Genomic DNA, 20,173 nt, shown 5'->3' with positions numbered 1-20,173 from the left:
CGACCGGCTGGCGGAATCACCCCGAAACCCACCGGCGCCGAACTGGCCACCCCCGCAGTGATGCAGGCCCCGCCCGGGTTCACCTCCGAGGTGAAGCCGCTCGGCCGCGCCCGCGCTCGCCTGCGGCACCCGTCCCCGGGGCCGTCCCGGCGACCCGGCCAGAACAAGCGCCTTCGCAGGGCCGCCGGGCACCGGCCGGTCGGATACGGCTTCCGGCTGCCGCAGCCGACCTGCAAGGGCGGACCGGAGCGGGCCGGAGCCGAGCTGTCCGGACCACTGCGCCAGGTCGTCGAGCAGGTCGACGGGACATCAGGGGCCGGCCCGACCTGGAACGGCACCACGGCCACGACCCGTCAGCGTCGTGCGGTGCGTCCTCCCACCGGCCACCGCCGCCCCGACGACGACCCGACGACGACCGGACGACGACCGGACGACGACCGGAGCGGACAACCCGTCCGGCGACCACCGACCGCCCACGAGCATCAACCCTTGTGGCCGGTCGTCCGGAGGGCATGCGACAGGGATCCCGTCCGACCCTGCCGCCCGGGGCCAGCGCACGGGACGGGAAGCCGTGCAGGGGCACCCGGGCTCGGCAGCACCGGGTGTCCGGGCCTGCCGGGCCGGTCGGACGGCGCAGAGCCGACGGCAGGAACGGAACCCGGCGGGATCGCGCCCACGAACGGGCCGCTCGGGTCTGCTGCTGCTCCGCCGGGGGAGCGGCGGGCACTCAGTGCTCAGGCATCCCTGAAGGCCCAGCGCATCTCCGGTTCCACCGCCCAGCGCGTCAGCCGCCGCACGGGTGGCACGGCGAGCAGCAGGGCAGTGGCGACGGCGGCGGCGGTCAGGAGGATTTGGCCCGACCAGGTCCCCGTGAAGCCGAGCCGGTACCAGCCCCACAGGAGGGCGGCCTGCACGAGCAGGCCGTGGAGCAGGTAGGTGTACTGGGAGCCCGCCCCGAGGGAGGTGAGCCGGTTCTCGCGGCGGGGCACGAGGGCGAGGAAGGCGACGCTGAGCACGAACGCCGCGGCGGCGAGGAGGGTCGTGGTGAGCATCCACGTGCCGAGGCCGGTGTGGAGCCGCTCGTGGCCGGTGCGGCGGTACAGCCACTCGGTGCGGACGGACGGGGCGAGGTGGTAGCAGCACGCGTAGCCGGCGGCGAGGACCGGCACCGCGGCGCGGCGCAGCCACCGGGACGCCCGGAGCCTCTCCAGGTGGGCGGGCCGGACGGTCAGCCCGAGCACGAAGAAGGGGAGGAAGTGGACGACCTGGCCCAGCGCGAGGTCCCCGGAGGGCTGGGTGGCGCCGACGGCGAGCATCGCGGCGACGGCGACGGCGACCGGCGCCCTGACGGTGCGCCAGACCGGTGCCGTCACCCTCCACACGAAGAGGGCCACCAGGAACCAGGTGAGGTACCAGGGGTTCAGCAGCTGCAGGGCCGTCCAGTGCCCCTGCCGGTGGTTGCGGAGGAGGGTGTAGGCGGGGGCGAAGAGCAGGTAGGGGACGAGCGTGCTCGTCACGAGCCTGCGCAGGCGGCCGGGGTGGGAGGCGTTCTCGGCGAAGGAGCGCGAGAACCAGCCGCAGATCATGACGAAGAGCGGCATGTGGAAGGTGTAGACCAGGATGTAGGCGGCGCGCAGCGCGCGGTGCTGCCCCGGGTCGCCCGCCAGGGGACCCCAGGTGTGCCCCAGGACGACGAGGACGACGCCCAGGAGCTTGGCGTTGTCGAGGAACGCGTCGCGCCCCGCAGGCGGGGTCCGGGGCGCGGACGGTTCGGGGAGGGCGCGGCCGGGCGGCGCGGGGAGCGTGCTCGTGGACAAGGCGGGACCTTCACTCGCGGGACGGGCCCGCGACGCCGGACGGGGGCGGTGCGGGGCCGGGGGGTGTGCGGGGCTGTGCGGGGCTGTGCGGGGCGGACCGCTACCCGGGCTCGACGACGTTCACGGAGATCTCGTTGGTCTGGGCGCAGTAGGGGCGCACCCGCACGTCGGTGCGGGGGATGTCGCGCGCGAGCTCGTCGGAGGTCTCGTCGCGGAGTCTGACCGCCGGGTAGACCTGGACCCCCTTGAGGTCGGCGAGGTCGGTGAGGATCCTGGCCAGCCGGGCCTCCCCGGGGACGCCCTCGCAGCCGACCCACAGGTCCCAGTCCTCGTGCCGGCGGACCCGGGCGTCGGCGATCTCCTCGACGGGCATCAGGAAGCGGAAGTCGTCGCCGCCCGAGCTGGTCCCCTCGTACCGGTACTCCAGCCCGGGCACCTCGCGGCTGCGCACGGTGAGGACGGGCGTGCGGCCGCCGAAGGGCTCGGCGACGAGGCGCCCCTCGAAGGAGATGCCCTCGTCGAGGACGTGGATGTCGCCGGCCTCGGCGTGGCGGTCCCGGACCCAGGAGCGGACGGCGAGGAAGCCGTCCAGGGTGGCGTATGGCAGGTGGCTGCGCACGGGGAGCTGCACGGTGCGTCCGGCGATCCCCTCCAGGGCGCGCAGGTCGCACAGGCCGGCGCGGAGGCGGCGGAGCTTGCCGCCGGTCTCCACGAAGAGGTCCCAGCGCCCCTCGGTGAGCTTGCCGGACCCGGCCGGCAGGAGCGCCGCGGGGCGGCCGTCCGGACCCGGCCGGAGGGCGGCGCGGACCTTGGCCCTGCGGTCGGCCCGGGACCGGCAGACCAGGCGGGCCTGGTCGTCGCGGAAGCCGGGCCAGTCCACGGTCACGGTGACGGCGCCGGCGGGGTCGGCGGTGCAGCCTCCGACGGGCTCCCCCCGTCCCAGGACGGCGGGGTCGGCAGCGGCGGTATCGGGGCGCTGCGGGGCGAGGCCGGCGCGGGTGGCGGCGGCGCGGGCGACGCGGCCCAGCAGGCCGCGTCCCCGGGACGCGTCGGGTGCGGCCGCGGCGGCGGCCGTCACGACGGCGCCGGTCCGCGGGACGGCGGGCGCGCGCGAGGGCCCCAGCGGGGGGAGTCCCCGCTCCGACCGGATTTCGGCGATCAGCTGCTCGTAGCGGCGGGCCACCACGTCGGGGTCGAAGCGCCGGGAGTTCTCCAGGGCGGCCCGGCCCATGCGGCGGCGGCGGTCCTCGTCGCCGATGAGCTCCAGCAGGGCGGCGGCGAAGGCGTCGCTGTCGCCGACCGGGACGAGGAGGCCGTCCTCGTCGTGGCTCAGGATCTCGGGGGGTCCGTCGGGGCAGGCGGTGCTGACGACGGGGACCCCGCACCGCATGGCCTCGACCAGGGTCATGCCGAAGGGCTCCATGTCGGAGGCGACGGCGGCGATCGAGCCCTTGACCCATTCGGCGTCCATCGGGGAGACGCTCCCCATGAGGGTGACGCTGTTCTGGACGCCGAGTTCGTGGACCAGGCGGACGAGGGCGCCGCGCTCGGTGCCGGACCCGTAGATCCGCAGCCTCCAGTCGGGGGCCTGGGCGAGGACCTTGGCGAAGGCGTGGACCAGGAGGTCGTACCGCTTCCAGTCGATCAGCCGGCCGGCGGCGACGACCGTGCGGGCCGTGCAGTCGGCGGGGGCGACGGCGGGCTCGGGCACGCCGTTGGGGATGCACAGGACCCTCAGGCCCGGGACGGGCGTGGTGGTGCGGAAGGTCCCGGCGTCGGCCTCGGTGACGGTGACGGCGGCGTCGATGCGCTTGTAGAGCCGCGCCATCGCGGTGCGGGTCCCGGCGGGGACCGCTGTGTGCGTCATGTGCTCCTGGGCCAGCCGGACGGCCTTCTCGGGCGCGTACTCGGCGACCAGCAGGGCGAGACTGGGCCGGGTACCGATGACGACGTCCGCGCGGGTGCCGCGCAGGTACTCGACGATGCGGCGGTCCGACAGGGCGCTGTACTGGAGGAAGAACTCCTCCGACGGGGGGACCAGGCGGCTGCGCTCGCCGTACAGGGGATCGCTGCGGTCGGCCCCGTCGGGGTCGGGGCGCTGGTCGATCAGTGGGGTGAGCCGGACGGCGGGGTCGATGGAGAAGAGCGGCTCGTCGCGTCGGCGGTAGACCGAGACGATCTCGACCTCGTGGCGGGCAGCCAGGGCCTCGGCGAGGTTGATGACGGTGCGGACGGTGCCGCCGATGCCGTAGATGTGGTGGACCAGGAAGGCGATCTTCACGCGCCACCCGCCGGGGACTTCTCGAACGGGCTGGGGACCGGGAAGTACGCCTCCAGGAAGGAGGCCAGCAGCTCGTCCTGCTCGGCGACGTCCTCGTCCTCGGCGAAGGTGTCGTTGATGCAGAAGGTGTCGCAGTCGCGGCGCTGCAGGAGTCGCGCCAGACGGCCCGGGAGGTCCTTGGCCGCCAGGGCAACATAGCCGAGGCGCATGCTGCTGGCGACCGCGCGGCCGGTGAAGTAGCCGTAGTAGTGGACGAGGTTGGAGGGGACGTTGTGGTCGCGGAGGCTGCGGAAGCGGTGGGAGGCGGTCTCGCGGAAGACCTCGGGGTGCTCCCGTTCCAGGTCGTCGAGCACGCTGCGGCGCATCGCGTAGGGCACGTGCTCCATGACCTGGGTGACCGAACGGCCGAACCGCTCCAGCAGGAGGCGGCGGTTGTTCTTCGTGGCCGCGTCGACGGGCGTGTCCAGCACGCTGACCTCGCCCTGCGGCACCCGGCCGCGGGCGGGGAAGTACCGGGCGGTGCCGTTGGTCATGAAGAAGAGCTGGGGGCCGACCGGGCGTCCGACGAACATGTCGTCGTTGAAGTAGACGAAGTGCTCGGCCAAGCCCTCGATGTGGTGCAGCTGGCTCTCGATGGCGTGCGAGTTGAAGGTCGGCAGCACGCTCGGGTCGCTGAAGATCTCCTTGTGGCTCACCACCCGGATGCCCGGCGCCGAGGTGTCCAGCCACTCCGGCACCTGGTCGTCCGTCACCAGGTGGACGGTGCGGACCCAGGGCGCGTTCATGTGCAGGGAGCGCAGCGAGTAGCGCAGCTCGTCGCGGCTGACGAACCGGGAGTGGGAGGCGGACTCGCGGTGGTAGGTCTCACCGGACGCCTCGGCCCGGCGGCGCAGCCACTCCGGGTCTGAGCCGTCGACCCAGGTGTAGACGACGTCAACGGGGAAGTCGAAGTCGTCGAAGAGGGGGACGGTGAAGTCCTCGCGGGTCCGCAGGGCCGGGAGGGGGGAGCCGTTGGCCGGCGCGAGGCGGGTGAAGAGGCTGCCGGGCGCCGTCACCGCCGGTGCGTCGGCGGGGACGAGGCGGGCGACCCGGTTGGCCCGCGGCGCCGACAGGCGCTCGGGTGCCGCCTCCAGGGCCGCGGCCAGGGCCTCGTCGGCGTCCTCGTCCGGCTCGGGGCGCTCCTCCGGCTCCCAGAACTCGATGTCGCACCCGTAGCCCGGCCCGCACACGAGGGAGCGGCTGGGCTCGGTGCGGTACCAGAAGGCCCGGACGACCTGTGCCTCCGCCAGCTTGGCCCAGGTCTTCGGGTCGTCGCCGCGGGCGGGAGGGGCGGATGTCCTCGGAGCCGGCACGACGGCCTGGACGTAGCCGGGCGTGCGGGCGGAGAGGTCGGCGAGCGCGGCGAAGACGCGCTCGCGGTCATCGCTGTGGACGCCCAGCGCCGTGGCGAGGTCGTCGAAGCCGCGGACGGCGAACCAGTCCACGCCAGCCGCGTCCAGGGCGCCGGTGACCGCGTCCAGGTTCTCCTGCCGGGACCGCAGGGGCGTGAGCCCGGAGTGCACCCACCCGGTGACCGGGTGCAGCTTGTAGGTCAGCTCGCAGCGCTCGGGTGCCGCCGTGTCGGGCAGCGCGCCATGGACGTCAGTCACGTTCTCTTCCATCGGTGTGATGCGTGTGCGGCCCGCCCCGGGGGCGGGCCGCGGAGGACGGTCGGCCTCAGCGCTTCTCGAAGCGGCTGGGCAGCGGGAAGTACGCCTCCAGGAACGGTCCCAGGAGGGCGAGCTGCGCCTCCACGTCCCGCTCGGTGGAGACGGTGTCGTTGAGGCAGAAGGCGTGCCGGTCGCGGCGGGCCAGCAGCCGGGCGAGGCGGTCGGGGGTCTCCGGCAGGGCGAGGTCGACGTAGCTGTAGCGCAGGTTGCCCGGGACGGCGCGGCCGGTGTGGAAGGCGTAGTAGTGGTGGAGCGAGGAGGCGATGGAGAGGTCGTCCAGGCTGCGGAACCGGTTGCCCATGGTGGTGCGGTGCCGCTCGGCGAACTCCTCCTCGATCTCGTGCAGCACGCTGCGCCGCAGCGGGTAGGGCACGTGCTTCATCTTCTGGGTGAGGGTGGTGCCGAAGCGCTCCTCGATCAGCTCGCGGTTGTTCTTGCCCGCGACCGACACCGGCACGTCCAGCTCGGAGGGCTCGCCCTGCGGCACGTTGGCGGGGCTGGGGAAGAACTTGGTGAGCCCGTTGGCGTGGAAGAAGTCCTGGGGCACGACCTCGCGGCCGAGGAACATGTCGTCGTTGAAGTAGAGGAAGTGCTCGGCCAGGCCGTCGATGTGGTGCAGCTGGCTCTCGATGGCGTGCGAGTTGAAGGTCGGCAGCACGCTGGTGTCGCTGAAGATCTCCTTGTGGCTCACCACCTTCAGCCCCGGCACGGAGGTGTCCAGCCACGCCGGCATCTGGTCGTCCGTCACCAGGTAGACGTTGCGGACCCACGGCGCGTGCATCCGCAGCGACCGCAGCGAGTACTTGAGCTCGTCGCGGCTGAGGTAGCGGGCGGCGTTGGCCGCCTCGGCGTGGTAAGCCTGCCCGGCGGCCTGGGCGCGGCGGCGGAGCCACTCCGGGTCGGAGCCGTCGACCCAGGTGTAGACGACGTCGACGGGGAAGTCGACGTCGTCGGGGCGGGCCGCGGTGAACTCGGCGCGGGTGCGGACCGGCGGCAGCGGGTCGCGGCCGGCCGGGGCGAGGCGGGTGAAGAGGCTGTCGGACGCCTCGACGGGGGCGCCGGAGGCGGGCACGACCTCGGTGACCCGGTTGCGGCGCGGCGCGGTGAGCACGCCCGGGGTCTCCTCGGTCCAGAACTCGACGTCGCAGCCGTAGGGGACGCCGAGGACGAGCCGTCCCTCGGGGTCGGTGTGGAACCAGGTGAGCCGCACGGCGCCCGCGGCGGCGGCCCGCTTCCACACGCCGGGCTGGTGGCCGGGCTCGCAGAAGCGCGGCTCGCGGCTCTCGCCGGGCGGGATGGGGGTCACGCAGCCCGGGGTCCGCTCGCAGAGGCGGGCGAGGGCGCGCAGCACGCGGGGGCGGTCCCGGTCCGCGACGGCGACCGTCGAGGAGCGGTCGAAGGCGCCGCGGACGCAGAAGTGGTCGATGCCCGCGCCCTCCAGGGCGTCCAGCACGGCGTCGAGGTTCTCCCGGCGGGCGAGCAGGGGGGTGAGGTCCTCGTGGACGAAGGCGGCGCGGGGCTGGTGGTCGACGGTGACGGGGATCCGGTCCGGTCCGGAGTAGAGGTCGGGGCGGCGGCGCACGGCGCGCTGGACGCGTATCCGCTCCACCTGCTGCGGGACGGTCGCCACCTCGGCGATGCGCTTCTTGACCTGGCTGCGGATCTCGGGGGTGACGCGCTGGGCGATCCGGTACCGCGTGTACGCGGGGAGGACCTTCCGATAGGCGGAGACGATCCGGGAGACGTCCGGACTGCCGCTCATACTTCCACTCCCCGCACGACGATCCACTGTTCCAGCATGCCTATCGACGAAGGGGGTACGGAGAAGGTTGTACGCCCCGTCCGTTCGAAGCGCCCCCGTGACGGCTTCACAAGCCGTTCATCGTATCTGTCAAGGCAAGAGGGTTCGACGGTCATACCTTTTGCCGGATTTTGCCTTCTGGCTCGTTGCTGACGTTTCTTGTATCACGGGGGATCGGGTGCGAACCACGCCTGCCCGAGTAGCATCGCGCCGGTGGAGAACACCGTCGCCGTACCGGCACCCCCCGCGTCACCGGAGGCCCGGCAGCAGGACGGCGCGGCAGCGCCGGGCCCCCGCCCCCGCGACGCGTCCCTGGACAACGCCCGGTTCCTGCTGCTCGTGCTGGTGGTGGCCGGCCACACCTGGTCCGCCTCGCGCACGGTGCAGGACAGCACCGCGGTCAGGGCCGCCTACGCCTGGGTGTACCTGTTCCACATGCCGGCGTTCGTGCTGGTCTCCGGGTACCTCTCGCGCGGCTTCGCGGCCCGGCGCGACCAGACGGCCCGGCTGGTCGGCGGCGTCCTCGTGCCGTACGTGGTCTTCACCTGCCTGTACTGCCTCTTCCGCAGCGAGGTCCTGGGCCAGCGGCACATCTCCCTCGACCTGCTGCGGCCCTGGTACGCGTCCTGGTTCCTGGTCGCGCTGTTCCTCTGGCGGCTGGGCACGCCGCTCTGGCGGTCCGTCAGGCACCCGTTCGCCGTGGCGGTGCTGGTCGCCCTGCTCTCCGGGACGACCGACAACGGCGACATCCTCTCCTTCGGCCGGGTACTGCAGTTCCTCCCCTTCTTCGTGCTGGGCCTGCAGCTGCGGCCCGAGCACCTCGCGCGGCTGCGCACCCGCCGGGTGCGGGCGGCCTCGGCCGCCGTGCTGGCGGCGCTCGCGGCGGGGGCGTACGTGCTCGTGCCGCACGTGCGCACCCTGGACTGGCTCAACCGCGACCGCGGGTACGGGCAGCTGCACACCACGCTCCCCCACTACCTGGCGGTGTCCGCGGCCCTGCTGGCCTGCACCCTGGCGGCCTGCGCCGCCTTCCTCTCGCTGGTGCCGGCCCGCACCGCCTGGTTCACCGCCCTGGGCACCCGCACCATGTACGCCTACCTGCTGCACCCGATGCTGGTGAAGCTCGCCCAGTACCGGGGCTGGTACGACGGCCTGCACGGCCCGCTCGGCGAGCTGGCCCTGACCGCCGCGGCCGTGCTGACGGCCACCGTGCTGATGACGGCCCCGGTGCGGCGGGTGCTGCGGCCGCTGGTGGAGCCGCGGCTGCGGTGGCTGCTCCGCCCGTGAGGGGCGGGCCGCGCACCGGCGGGCCGCGCACCAGCGGGCCGCGCCCCGGCAGGTAGCCTTTTCGGGGCGTTCCGGGCCCGCGAGGCCGCACGCCCGCGACGCACCCGCCCATCCCCACGACGGACGGAACAGATGGCCCAGGACCCCTCCGCAGCCGCGCGCGCCGGCATGGGTGTCGTCACCGGCCGCGGGCCCGGCCCCGATTCCGGCACGGGCACCGACGCCCCCTCGGGATCCGGCGGCGGCGCGTGGGCGCCCAGGCTGCGGCCGCACCTGCCCTACGCGGCGTTCGGCCTCCTCGCCCTGCTGGTGATGCTGCCGTTCTGCGTCGAGCTCCCCTGGGCGGGCGACCAGGGGCTGCACGCCGCCGTCGTGGAGCGGCTGCGCCACGACCTGGCGGACCCCGGCAACCCGCTGGTCGCCGAGGACACGCCCAGCCCCTACTACTCGCCGTGGATGCTGCTCCTGGGGGCGGTGGCACGGCTCACGGGCTGGGACACCTTCACCGTCCTCTCCCTCGCGGCCGTGGCCGCGACCGCGGCGCTCGTCACGGGCGTGCACCGGTTCGTCCGCACCCTGACCGCCCGCCCCTGGGCGCCCGTGCTGGCCCTGCCGGCGGTCGTGCTGCTCTGGGGCTGGGAGCTCTTCGCGTGGAGCGGGTGGATCTCCTTCACCTCGCTCACCCTCACCGTGGCCTACCCCAGCACCTTCGCGCTCGGCCTCACCCTCCACCTGTGGGCCTGGCTGCGGCGCGAGGGCGACGCCGGGTGGCGGTTCGCGCCCTGCGTGCTGCTGGGCCTGCTGGCGGGGGTCGTGGTGCTGGTGCACCAGTTCACCGGGGCCGTCGCGCTCGTCGGGGCGGCCGCGGTCGCGGTCTGCGCCCCCGCCACCCGCTCGCCGCGCGCCGTGCGGAACCTGGCGGCGGGCGCCGCCGCCCTGGCCGTCCTGCTCGTCCTGTGGCCGTACTACGACGTCTGGCGGCTGGCCGGCGCCGAGGGTGACCTCACCGCGATCCACCGCAACCTCTACCGGGACCTGCCCGCCCGCAACGGCCTCGCCCTGCTCGCGCTGCCCGCCCTGGCCGCGCGCGCCCGCCACACCCGGGGGCTGGACCCGCTGGTCCTGGTCTTCGCGGTGTGCGGCGCCCTCTTCGCCGCCGGGGGGCTGCTGGGCCACTGGTCGTGGGGCCGCGTCTGGCCCGGCGTGATGCTCGCCGCGCAGCTCGCCCTGGCCGTGGAGCTGGCGTCGATGCGGCCCGGGGCGCTGCGCCGCGCCGCGGGGGCGGCCACCGCGGCCGCGCTGGCCGTCGGCGCGTGGACCCAGGCCGGGGCGGCCGTGTTCGTCCTGCCGCAGGCCCGGCACGCGGCGGACCGCCTGGGGGTGCAGCAGGTCCCGCTCTTCGGCGACTACCGGTGGATCACGCCCTACCTCCGGTACGGGGACGTCGTCCTGACGGAGGACTACCACGCCCTGCGGATAGCACCCGCCTACGGCGCCACCACGGTGGCGCCGGCCTACCCGGACTTCTTCCTGCCCGACGAGCGGCAGCGGTGGAAGGACACCGCGGACTTCTTCGCCCGGGGCACCACCGCGGCCCGGGAGCGGGAGATCCTGATCCGCCGCCACGTGCGGTGGATCGTCACGTCGTCCTCGGAGGCGCCGGTGCCGAAGGGCCGCGTCTTCACGACCGTCGCCACCGGACCGCAGGGCGAGCGCCTGGTCCGGGTCGACCTCCGCGCGCTGCGTGCCGGGGAGCACTGACCGGCGGCGGGCCAGGCCGGCGGGCGGCACGGGCCGGACCACCGGGCCGGACGGGGATACTGGGGGGGTTATGCGCAGACGATCAGCCTTCCTCGCCGTGTCCGCGGTCGCCGCGACGGCGGCCATCACCGTGCCGTCGATCGCGACCAGCCCCTCGCACGGGGACACCGCGATCACGTCCGTGGTGGTCAACGACGGCCGGACCGTGGTGCTCGGGGCGGACCGGCGGGAGACCTTCCGGGTCTCCGTCACCGCCACCGACGACTCCGGCATCAGGTCGGTCTCGCCCGTCGGGGTGTGGGGGCCGAAGTACGGCATCCTCAAGGTCTCGCCGATGCGCTGCGTCCGGCAGTCGGCCACAACCTCCACCTGCACCGGGACGGTGTCGGTGGACACCGGGCGGAAGCAGGTCTGGAACGACGAGGCGGGCACCTGGTTCGTGGACGCCCAGGCCAACGCCAACGACGGCGACGACGCCCGGTCGGGCGCGGCGGGCGGCTTCTCGCTCAAGCGCGCCTCGCGCCTGGGCGTCTACGGGCTGCCCGCCCGGGCCCCGGCCGGGTCCCGGGCGACCGCGCAGGGGTGGCTCTCCCGCGTGTGGTGGGACAGCGGGGACTACCACGGCAGCCCGGACGACCACCTGCAGCTGCTGTTCCGCCCGGACGGCGGCGACACCTGGACGCCGGTGGCCGACGAGGTCACCAACCCCCTGGGGCAGGTGTCGGCCGGGGTCCGCCTCACGGAGTCCGGCTGGTACCGGTGGGTGTTCGCCGGCAGCAAGTGGACCGGGCCCGCCCGGTCGAAGGCCGTCCACGTCGCCGTGCGCTGAGAGCCGGCCCCGTGCGGGCGGCCGGGCCCCGCACCGGGGGGCCCGGCGTCCGGCGCTCCCGCGCCGGACGGTCCCTCACCGTTCCAGCAGGTCGAACAGCTCCTCCCAGCGGCGGACGACCGCCTCCGGCGCGTACCGGGCGATGTTGGCCCGCGCCCGGTCGCCCATGGCGTCCCGCAGCTCCCGGTCGTCCATCAGGCGGCCGAGCCGGTGCGCCAGCCCGGTGGTGTGGCCCATCGGCACGAGCAGGCCGTCCTCGCCGTCGCGCACGATCTCCCGCACGCCCGGGGCGCAGTCGAAGGCAACGCACGGCACGCCGCACTCCATGGCCTCCATCAGGGAGAGCGGGAAGCCCTCGCCGCGCGAGGAGAGCGCGAAGACCGATGCGCGGGCGAGCGCCCCGGGCACGTCGCCGGTGCGGCCGGCGAACTCCACCGAGCCGTCGAGCGCCAGCGCGGTGCACTGCCGCCGCAGGCGCTCCTCCTCCGGCCCGCTGCCGTGGATCCGCAGCCGCCAGCCCTCCCGGCCCCGGACCGCCTCGGCCCAGGCGTCGAGGAGCATGTCGTAGCCCTTCTCCTCGGAGAGCCGGCCGATGGAGAGGACGGTCCGCTCCTCGCGCGGCGACGGGGCGGGGGTCTCGAAGGGGAGCGGGTTGGGGATGCCGCAGGTGCTGTTCATGCCCTCGCGGATCCACCGGTCGGCGTCCTCCGGGGTAAGGACCACGAGCCGGTCGACGTCCCGGTACCAGCGCTTGACGCGGGCGAAGCGGGACGAGGCGCGGCAGGTGTCGAAGGACTCGTGGCTCATCCCGATCACGGTCAGGCCGGAGAGGTCGGCCCTGGCCACCCACTCCATCGCCCACACCTGGGTGACGATCACGACGGCGCCGGGGCGTGCCTGGCGGAGGACCGCGGACAGCCGGGCGGCGGCGGCGTCCATCCCGGCCTCCCGGGCCGCGTTCCGGCGGCGGGCGGCCAGGTCGAGCCGCCCGCGGACGCCGCGCGGCGACCAGGCCGGCGGCGGGTGCTCGGTGTAGAGCGTCGTCATCGGGTACGGCGGCTCGGCGGAGAACACCTGCCGGCGGTCCTCCGGGACGGGCACGACCCCGACGAGGTGCAGGCGGTGGCCGCGATCGGTGAGGAGGCCCGCCATCCGGTGGGCCCAGCTGCACACGCCCCCCATCTCGTCCACGCTGTTGGAGACGATGAAGACGTCGCGGGTGCGCGCGGCGGACGGCGCGGCCCCGGCGGGGGCGGTGTCTGCGGCGGTGCTGGTCACTTTCCGTCCCTCCTCGCGCCGGGGGCGGCGTCCCCGGGCGGGGTGCTGCCCGGGCGTGCTCCGTCCCGGGCCGTTCCGGTGAAGAACAGGTCGGCGATCCGGGCGGCGGCGTCCCCCTGGTCGTACTCGCCGTACTCCTTGACGAACCGCCGGCGGGCGTCGGCGTGGCGCTCCCCGGAGGCCTGCAGGTCCTCCAGCGCCGCGTACAGCGCCTCCGTGTCCCGCACCACCGGCCCGGGGGCCTTCTCGACCAGGTCGAAGTAGGTGCCGCGGGTGTCCTCGCTGTACTCCTCCAGGTCGTACGCGAAGAAGACCATCGGCCGGTCCAGCAGCGCGTAGTCGAACATCACGGACGAGTAGTCGGTGACCAGCGCGTCCGCCATGAGCAGGAGCGGGGTGACGTCGGGCACCCGGGAGACGTCGACGACCCTGCCCCGCACCGAGGGCGGCAGCACCACGGAGTTGAGATAGTGGCAGCGGACCAGCAGGGTCAGCCGGTCGCCGAAGCGGTCGGCGAAGTCGTCCGGGTCGAAGGGGAGGGTGAACCCGCGCACCTGGCCCGCGGCGTCGGCCCGGAAGGTCGGCGCGTAGAGCACGACCGGCTTGTCCGGGTCGATGCCGAGGCTCTCCATCAGCGCGGTGTCCCGGGGCCTCCGCTGCGCCAGGACGTCGTTGCGCGGGTAGCCGGTGCGCAGCAGGCGCTCCTCGCCGATGCGGTAGGCGCGGGCGAGGGTCCGCACGTCGTGCTCGCTGCGGACCAGGAAGTGGTCGAAGCGGTCGAGCGCCCGCTGGTACTCCTCCTGCTCGGCGTAGGGCATCCGCTTGAAGGCGGGCATGTCGAAGCCCATCTTCTTCAGGGCCGAGCCGTGCCAGGTCTGGATGTAGGTCGTCCCCGGGCGCTTGGCCAGCTTCAGCGGGAAGCCCTGGTTGTCGACCCAGAACTCCGCCTGGGCCAGGGCCCGCAGGTAGGGCCAGGACCAGCGCCTGACCAGCCGGGCGTCCTCGGGGAAGCCCTCCGGGCTGCCGGAGTGGGCCCACACCGGCCTGATCGGGGCGCCGCGGCGGCGCAGCTCCTCGTAGAGGGCCCGCGGGGAGTCGCTGTACTGCTTGCCGAGGTGGCTCTCGAAGACCACCTGCCCCTTGACCACGGGCAGCCGGAGCAGGACCTCGTGGTAGACGCGGAGCTTGGTGGAGCCGTCGTTGAGGCTGCGCTTGAGCTTCCGGGCGCCGCGCACCGCGGACTTGGCCCCGTCGACGGCGCGGCGGGCGCCGGCCCCGGCCTCGCCGCGCAGGGTGCGCCGGATGAGGTCGGTGGTGCGGCGGGCGGCTGCGCCCTCGGCGGTGAGGTGGAAGGCGAGGTGCCCGCGGGCGGTCACGGACGGCTCCAGCCGGTCGCCGACGAGCCGGGTGAGGCGCGGGCGGACGGGCATGCCGGCCGCGTCCTCCAGGCCGTGGTCGCCGACCGTGATGCGGGTGGTGGTGCGGCGTCCGTCCGCCTCCAGGACCAGCCGGACGTCCCACACGGCGTCGACGACGCCGAGCGGGCGCAGGCGCCGGGCGAGGTCGGCGACGGCCTCCCAGGCGATCCCGTCGCCCTCGTGCCGGAGCTCCCGGACGGGGAAGGCGAAGGACTGCAGGGAGCGCCGGCGGGCGGTGAACTCCAGGCGGGCCGCCAGCCGGGCACCGGGGGCCACCTTCCCCAGCGGGTTGACGATGCGCCCGGTGAGGTGCAGGCCCGCGGGCCCGACCCGGTAGCCCGTCAGGCGGTTGCGGAGGAAGAGCTTCTCCAGGGGCCTGGCGTGGTAGCCGGCCTCGGTGACGTCGAGGATCCGGCGGCCCTCCTCGTCGTCCAGGTGCTCGGCGCACCAGTAGACGCGCCCGTCGCGCTCGACCAGCGGCTCGGAGAGCTTGTCGCGGTTGAGCAGGGTGTCGATGGCGGGGAGGAGGTTGGCCCAGTCGTCGCGGACCAGGAGGTAGGCGCAGATCCGCTGGATGGGGGGCACCTGCTCCCACGCCTCGGCGGAGAGGGTGGCGAGGTAGTCGCGGGCGTGCCCGGAGAACTCGTGCCGGAACTCGGCCGGGAGGAAGGGCAGGTCCCTCAGGTGCAGCACGAGGTCGTGCTTGAGGAACTTGACGTCCTTGCGGGCCTTGAGGGCGGTCATGCCCCGGTCGGCGAGCATCCGGTCGATGCGGCGGTGGATCTCCAGGCGGTCGGTGAAGTTGGAGATCTCGTGGCGGCGGTTGCTGAGCGACTTGGCCGCCGTCCGCTCCACGACGTCCCACCAGTAGACGCGGTTGGGGATGAGGGCGATGCGGTCGGCGGCCAGGTAGGCCTGCGCCGAGAAGAGCAGGTCCTCGTAGAGGATGCCGACGGGGAACTCCAGGCCGGCGCGGAGCAGGAAGTCGCGCCGGTAGCACTTGTTGGTGGAGAGGGTGTCCCACACCAGCAGGTCGGGGAGCTCGTCGACGGAGTCCAGCTGCCGGGTGCGGCTGTAGAGCCACGGGTACCACTCGACGGTCTTGCCGTGCCGGCTGTCCAGGTGGCGGCGCACGCTGAGGCCGGAGACCAGGTCGGCCCCGGTGCGCTCGCCGGCCTCCAGCATGTTGCGGCAGGCGTGCAGGTCGAGCTCGTCGTCGCTGTCGAGGAACATGACATACCGGCCGCGGGCGGCGGCCACCCCGTGGTTGCGCGGCGCGCCGCAGCCGCCGCTGTTGGCGGGGAGCTGCAGCGCCCGGACGCGTCCGGGGTGCTCGGCCTGGAGGCGGAGGGCGACGTCGTGGCTGCCGTCGGTGCTGCAGTCGTCGACGATCAGCACCTCGGTGCTGCGCAGCGACTGGCCGAGGACGGAGCGCACGGCGCGCGGCAGGCGGTCGGCGTCGTTGTAGACGATGACGACGACGCTGACGTCGGGAGCCGCGGGCTCCACGGCGGCCTCCGGGGCCGCCTGGGTGGAAGGCATCGAGGAGTTCCTTATCAGCAGGTCGGCGGGACGGCAGCCACGCTCTGCGGGTCCCTGTGGTCTCGGCGACCGCCCTCCGGTTCATCCTGCCATGCGGCCGGAGGGGCCGCGGGCGCCTGCCGCGGCCCGGGGACGGGGCCGGACGGGTCAGTGCTGCAACCGGGCCAGCAGCCGGGCGAGGCGGGCGCCGGCCACCTCGCGGACGCCGGAGAGGCCGCCCGCGATCCGCAGGCCGAGGCCGCCGGAGGCGGTGGTGTGGGCCTGGACCAGCGCGAAGGCCGCGGGCGGCCGGTAGGCGAAGGAGCGGCGCGAGACGCCGCCGGGGGCGCGGACGGCGGTGGTGAGGGTGCGGCCGTCGGCGAAGCGGACGTCCGCCCAGAGCGTCCAGGCGGTCATCGGGGCGGCCGCCCGGCCGGCGCGGACCAGTTCGAAGACGTCCACCGGCAGGGCGGCGGTCCAGGTGTCGCCGGAGTTGACGGCGGCGCCGGGGCGGCCGGTGCCGCCCGCGCGGGCGGGGCCGTCGGAGGGGCCGGCGGCGGGGCCGGCCGAGCGGACGAGGGGCGCCGCGTGGCTCAGGGCGACCGGCGGGGCGCCCGAGCGGGAGCGCAGCTCCAGCGCGACCGACTCGGGCGCGGCGGGCCCCAGCCTCCCGTACAGCTCGTGGAGGCGCAGCCGCACCTCGCAGCGGCGGCCGATGCGGACCGCGCCGTCCACCGCGACCGGCAGCCTGGTCAGCGGGAGCCGGTCCAGGCCGTCCAGGGGGACGGCCGCGTCCCCGGCGCCGAGCACCGGGGAGCCGTCCGCGGCGGTGAGGTACGGCGGCACCAGGCGGGCGGGCCCGGCGGCGAGCTCGATGAGGCGGCTCACCTCGACGGGCCGGTCCGAGGCGAGGACCGCGGCGGTGATCCAGCGGGCCGCCGGGTGCGCCGCGGCGGCCGCGGAGGGGTCGAAGCCCTTGAGGTACTCCCGGGTGATCGTCCACCATTCGGCCAGGTAGGCGTCGGAGCGGCCGCCGAGCTCGCGGACGTACATCCGCAGGTCGTAGTCGAGGAACTTGGTGGCGGCGGCGTCGGCGAGGGACTTCTCCCCGGCCTCGCCCAGGGCCCGGACCGCCCCGGCGTGGGCGTCGACCCGGTCCCGCCAGTTGCGGATCTCGTCGCGGCGCAGCGAGATGGACTGGCGTCCGGCGCCGCGGCGGACGTGCCAGTGGTAGACGGGGTCGGGGATGGCCACCAGGCGCGGCCGGGCCGCGTAGACCATGGCGGTGAAGAGGAAGTCCTCGTAGTGCACGTCGCCGTCGGCGAACCGCACGCCGTGCCGCTCCAGGAAGGAGCGGTCGTAGAGCTTGCCGGCGGAGAGGGTGTCGCGCAGGAAGCCGGGCCGGGTGCCGATGCCGTCGGGGAGCAGCAGGGGCGCGGCGCCGTCGGGCGGGTACAGGTCGCGCTGCCAGGGGGTGTCGGGGCCGCCGGGCAGTTCGCGGCGGACCGCGACGCCGGCGGCGACGTCGGCGCGGTGCGCGGTGGCGGCGTCCAGCAGGGTGCGGGCCGCGCCGGGCGGCAGCACGTCGTCGCTGTCGAGGAGCATGACGTACGGCTCGCGGGCGGCGGCGATCCCCTCGTTGCGGGGCGTCCCGCAGCCGCCGCTGTTGGCGGGGCGGGTGAGGACGCGCACCCGGGGGTTCCCGGCGGCGAGGCGGGCGAGGACCTCGGGGGTGGCGTCGGTGGAGCCGTCGTCGACGACGAGGACCTCGCCGACCGCGTCGCCCTGGTCGAGGGCGGAGTGCACGGCCTCGGCGATGCGGTCCGCGTCGTCGAAAACGATCACGACGACACTGACCCGCGGCTCGCCAACCGACATGCGTGCCTGCTCCCTCGTGCGCGGCTCGGCAGGGCCGCCGTCCGGCCCTCCGCAGTCCCCCCGCGGCCGCCGTGCGTCCTGCCCGGATCCCTGACCGGTCCCCGGACCGGCCGGGCGGCGGTGGCCGGGCACGCTCCTCATGAGCGTACTGGTCCTCGCCCCACCATACCGGACAGCCGGGGAGGGGCTTCCGGGACCGGGAAGGGCGGCCGCCGACCCGTCCTATGATCCGAGTATGACCTGGTTGATCACCGGCGGAGCCGGCTACATCGGCGGACACGTGGTACACGCGATGCGCGCGGCGGGGCAGCCGGTCGCCGTGCTCGACGACCTGAGCACCGGCGACGCGGCGCGCCTGCCCGCGGACGTGCCGCTGGTCCGCGGCTCGGTCCTGGACCGCGGCGCGGTCGACCGCGCGCTGCGGGAGCACGGGGTCACGGGGGTGCTGCACATCGCCGCGAAGAAGCAGGTCGGCGAGTCCGTGGAGCGGCCCCTCCACTACTACCGCGAGAACGTGGAGGGCCTGCGGACGGTGCTGGACGCCGTCGTGGACGCGGGCGTGCGCCGCTTCCTCTTCTCCTCCTCCGCGGCCGTCTACGGCATGCCCGACGTGGACCTGGTGACCGAGGCCACGCCGTGCGCCCCCATGAGCCCCTACGGCGAGACGAAGCTCACGGGCGAGTGGCTGGTGCGGGCGGCGGGCCGGGCCCACGGGATCTCCACCGTGGCGCTGCGCTACTTCAACGTGGCGGGCGCGGCCTCCCCCGCGCTCTCCGACGACGGCGTCCTCAACCTGGTGCCGATGGTCTTCGAGCGGCTGACGGCCGGCGAGGAGCCGCGGATCTTCGGCGCCGACTACGCGACGCCCGACGGCACCTGCATCCGCGACTACATCCACGTCTCGGACGTGGCCTCCGCCCACGTCGCGGCCGCCGGGCGGCTGGCCGGCGACCCGGCGGGCGCGACGTCGCTGGTCCTCAACATCGGCCGCGGCGAGGGCGTCTCGGTCCGGGAGATGCTCGACGTGGTCGGGCGGGTGACCGGGTACGACGCCACCGGCGAGGTGGCGCCGCGGCGCCCCGGCGACCCGGCGCGGGTCGTGGCCTCGGCCGACCTGATCCGCCGGGAGCTGGGCTGGACCGCCCGCCACGGCGTGGAGGAGATGGTCTCCTCCGCGTGGGAGGGCTGGCTCCTCCGCCACCCGGAGGCCCGGCGGGGCTGACGGCCCGTACCTCCTCCCGCCCCGCCCCGGGCGGCCCTCACGCGCCCGGCGCGCCGGCGGACGGTTCCGCCGGCGGGCCGGGCGCGGTGCCGTCCGGGGGTGCGTCAGAGGGTGCGTCCGGGGGAGCGTCCGGGGACGGACCCGCCGTCACCGCCGCCCCGCGGTCACCGCCGCCGCCCCGCCGTCACCGCTGCTCGTCGGGGATGGCCGTGCCGTACACCGAGTCCAGGGCGTAGACGCAGCGGTCCTTGCTGCCGACGAAGACCCGGCCGTCGGCCGCCACCGGCGAGCCGGTGATCTCGCCCTTGGTGCCCAGCTCCCAGCGCAGCCGCCCGGTGGCGAGGTCGACGGTGTGCAGCGACCGGTCGCGGCTGCCGATGTGCACCAGCCCGCCGGAGACCGCCGGGGAGCCCACCACCTCGCCGCGCGCGGCGTACCGCCACAGCTCGCGGCCGCCGGCCGTGTCGAAGGCGAAGACCGTGTCGCCGCTCGCGAGCAGCACCGAGCCGTCCGCCACCACGACCGGCTCGGCGCCCTGCCGGCTGGCGGTGCGGCCGCGCCAGCGGGGGCGGCCGCTGGTGGCGTCCAGCGCGTAGAGGGTGCCGAGGTAGTCGGCGACGTACACGCCGGGGGCGGTGCGGGTGCCGCCCGCCGGGCCCGCCGCGGGCGGGTCGAGCGCCGGCGGGGTGAAGAGCACCACCGGCGCCTCGAAGCGCCAGTGCTCCCGGCCGGTGGCGGCGTCCAGCGCCAGCACCCGGGTGCCCGCGGTCACGTACAGGGTGCCCTCGCGCTCCACCGGCCGCGCCGGCACGTCCTCGCCGACCGGGACGGTCCAGCGGATCCGGCCGGTGCGCAGGTCGGCGGCGCGCAGCAGGCCGCCGCCGTAGTAGTGGACGGAGCCGCCGACCAGGGCCGGGCCGGACTGCGGGGTCTCGTAGTCCTGCTGGGCGTCTCCCGCCCGCCACAGCTCGGTGCCGTCCGCCGCCGAGAGGACCTGCACGCCGCCGCCGCGGGTGCCCGCGCAGACAACGCCGTCGGCCGCGTCCAGGGAGTAGATCCAGCCGTCGAGGGCGGAGCGCCACCGCTCGGCGCCGCCGGCGGCGTCCAGGGTGTGGAGGTTCGGGCCGTCGGCGGCGTGGACCCGGCCGTCGGCCACGGCCGTCGCCCAGGCCACGTCACGGGTCTTGAAACGGCGCTGGCCGGTGGCGATGTCCAGGGCGTGCACCTCGAAGCTGGACACGAAGAGGACGCCGTCGGCGACGACCGGGGTGCCCCACAAGGCCGGGAAGTTAGCCTGTTTGTGCTGGTGGCAAGGGGGTTGAGGTCCAGGCTGTGGCTGCGTAGAGGCCGGGTCCGAGTTTGTGGATGAGT

12 protein-coding genes are annotated in these 20,173 nt (G+C 75.0%); 4 read left to right on the top strand and 8 right to left on the bottom strand.

The features are described from left to right. Positions 1 to 734 precede the first annotated feature (734 nt). The 4 genes from ACFY07_RS04920 to ACFY07_RS04905 form a co-directional block, all read right to left on the bottom strand. Positions 735 to 1,817 (bottom strand): acyltransferase family protein, encoded by a 1,083-nt coding sequence (locus ACFY07_RS04920; RefSeq protein ID WP_390867437.1) that lies wholly within the window; start codon positions 1,815 to 1,817, stop codon positions 735 to 737. Positions 1,818 to 1,917: 100 nt separating this feature from the next. Further along, positions 1,918 to 4,098: a glycosyltransferase family 4 protein gene (locus tag ACFY07_RS04915; protein WP_390867436.1), complete on the bottom strand. Its 2,181-nt coding sequence runs from the start codon at positions 4,096 to 4,098 to the stop codon at positions 1,918 to 1,920. Then, a complete protein-coding gene (locus ACFY07_RS04910; protein ID WP_390867435.1) occupies positions 4,095 to 5,747 on the bottom strand; it encodes a stealth family protein in 1,653 nt (550 codons plus the stop codon). The genes ACFY07_RS04915 and ACFY07_RS04910 overlap by 4 nt, the downstream gene beginning before the upstream one ends. 67 nt (positions 5,748 to 5,814) lie before the next feature. Beyond that, positions 5,815 to 7,569, bottom strand: a complete 1,755-nt coding sequence (locus ACFY07_RS04905; protein WP_390867434.1) for a stealth family protein — start codon at positions 7,567 to 7,569, stop codon at positions 5,815 to 5,817. Between the two features lie 252 nt (positions 7,570 to 7,821). On the opposite strand from ACFY07_RS04905, the gene ACFY07_RS04900 reads away from it, so the two are divergent. The 3 genes from ACFY07_RS04900 to ACFY07_RS04890 all read left to right on the top strand — a co-directional run bounded on the left by ACFY07_RS04900 (position 7,822) and on the right by ACFY07_RS04890 (position 11,485). After that, the gene (locus ACFY07_RS04900; protein WP_390867433.1) at positions 7,822 to 8,895 is read left to right on the top strand and encodes an acyltransferase family protein; all 1,074 of its coding nucleotides are present in this window, start codon (positions 7,822 to 7,824) and stop codon (positions 8,893 to 8,895) included. Positions 8,896 to 9,027: 132 nt separating this feature from the next. Continuing rightward, positions 9,028 to 10,656: a hypothetical protein gene (locus ACFY07_RS04895; protein ID WP_390867432.1), complete on the top strand. Its 1,629-nt coding sequence runs from the start codon at positions 9,028 to 9,030 to the stop codon at positions 10,654 to 10,656. 70 nt (positions 10,657 to 10,726) lie between these two features. After that, positions 10,727 to 11,485, top strand: coding sequence for a hypothetical protein (locus ACFY07_RS04890; RefSeq protein ID WP_390867431.1), 759 nt, complete (start codon positions 10,727 to 10,729; stop codon positions 11,483 to 11,485). Between the two features lie 75 nt (positions 11,486 to 11,560). Here ACFY07_RS04890 and ACFY07_RS04885 read toward each other — a convergent pair whose 3' ends face one another. From ACFY07_RS04885 to ACFY07_RS04875, 3 genes are all read right to left on the bottom strand, one after another. Continuing rightward, entirely contained in the window at positions 11,561 to 12,763 is a 1,203-nt protein-coding gene (locus tag ACFY07_RS04885) for a glycosyltransferase (RefSeq protein ID WP_390867430.1), read from the bottom strand. Further along, complete coding sequence (locus ACFY07_RS04880; RefSeq protein WP_390867429.1) at positions 12,760 to 15,723, bottom strand: CDP-glycerol glycerophosphotransferase family protein; 2,964 nt, start codon at positions 15,721 to 15,723, stop codon at positions 12,760 to 12,762. Before ACFY07_RS04880 ends, ACFY07_RS04885 begins: the two co-directional genes overlap by 4 nt. Before the next feature lie 147 nt (positions 15,724 to 15,870). Then, positions 15,871 to 17,580, bottom strand: a complete 1,710-nt coding sequence (locus tag ACFY07_RS04875) for a glycosyltransferase (RefSeq protein WP_390867428.1) — start codon at positions 17,578 to 17,580, stop codon at positions 15,871 to 15,873. A gap of 235 nt (positions 17,581 to 17,815) precedes the next feature. Here ACFY07_RS04875 and galE point away from each other — a divergent pair, with 235 nt between their 5' ends. After that, positions 17,816 to 18,802 carry a UDP-glucose 4-epimerase GalE gene (gene galE, locus ACFY07_RS04870; RefSeq protein WP_390867427.1) on the top strand — a complete coding sequence of 329 codons (987 nt, stop codon included), beginning with the start codon at positions 17,816 to 17,818 and terminating at the stop codon, positions 18,800 to 18,802. Positions 18,803 to 18,986: 184 nt separating this feature from the next. Here the strand turns inward: galE and ACFY07_RS04865 are convergent, their stop codons facing one another. Beyond that, positions 18,987 to 20,081, bottom strand: coding sequence for a PQQ-binding-like beta-propeller repeat protein (locus ACFY07_RS04865; RefSeq protein WP_390867426.1), 1,095 nt, complete (start codon positions 20,079 to 20,081; stop codon positions 18,987 to 18,989). Positions 20,082 to 20,173 lie beyond the last annotated feature (92 nt).

This window comes from Streptomyces sp. NPDC001380 (assembly GCF_042895785.1).
Lineage (GTDB): Bacteria > Actinomycetota > Actinomycetes > Streptomycetales > Streptomycetaceae > Peterkaempfera.
The sequence above is the reverse complement of the archived record's forward strand: the minus strand, read 5'-3'. Positions and strand labels throughout refer to the sequence as shown.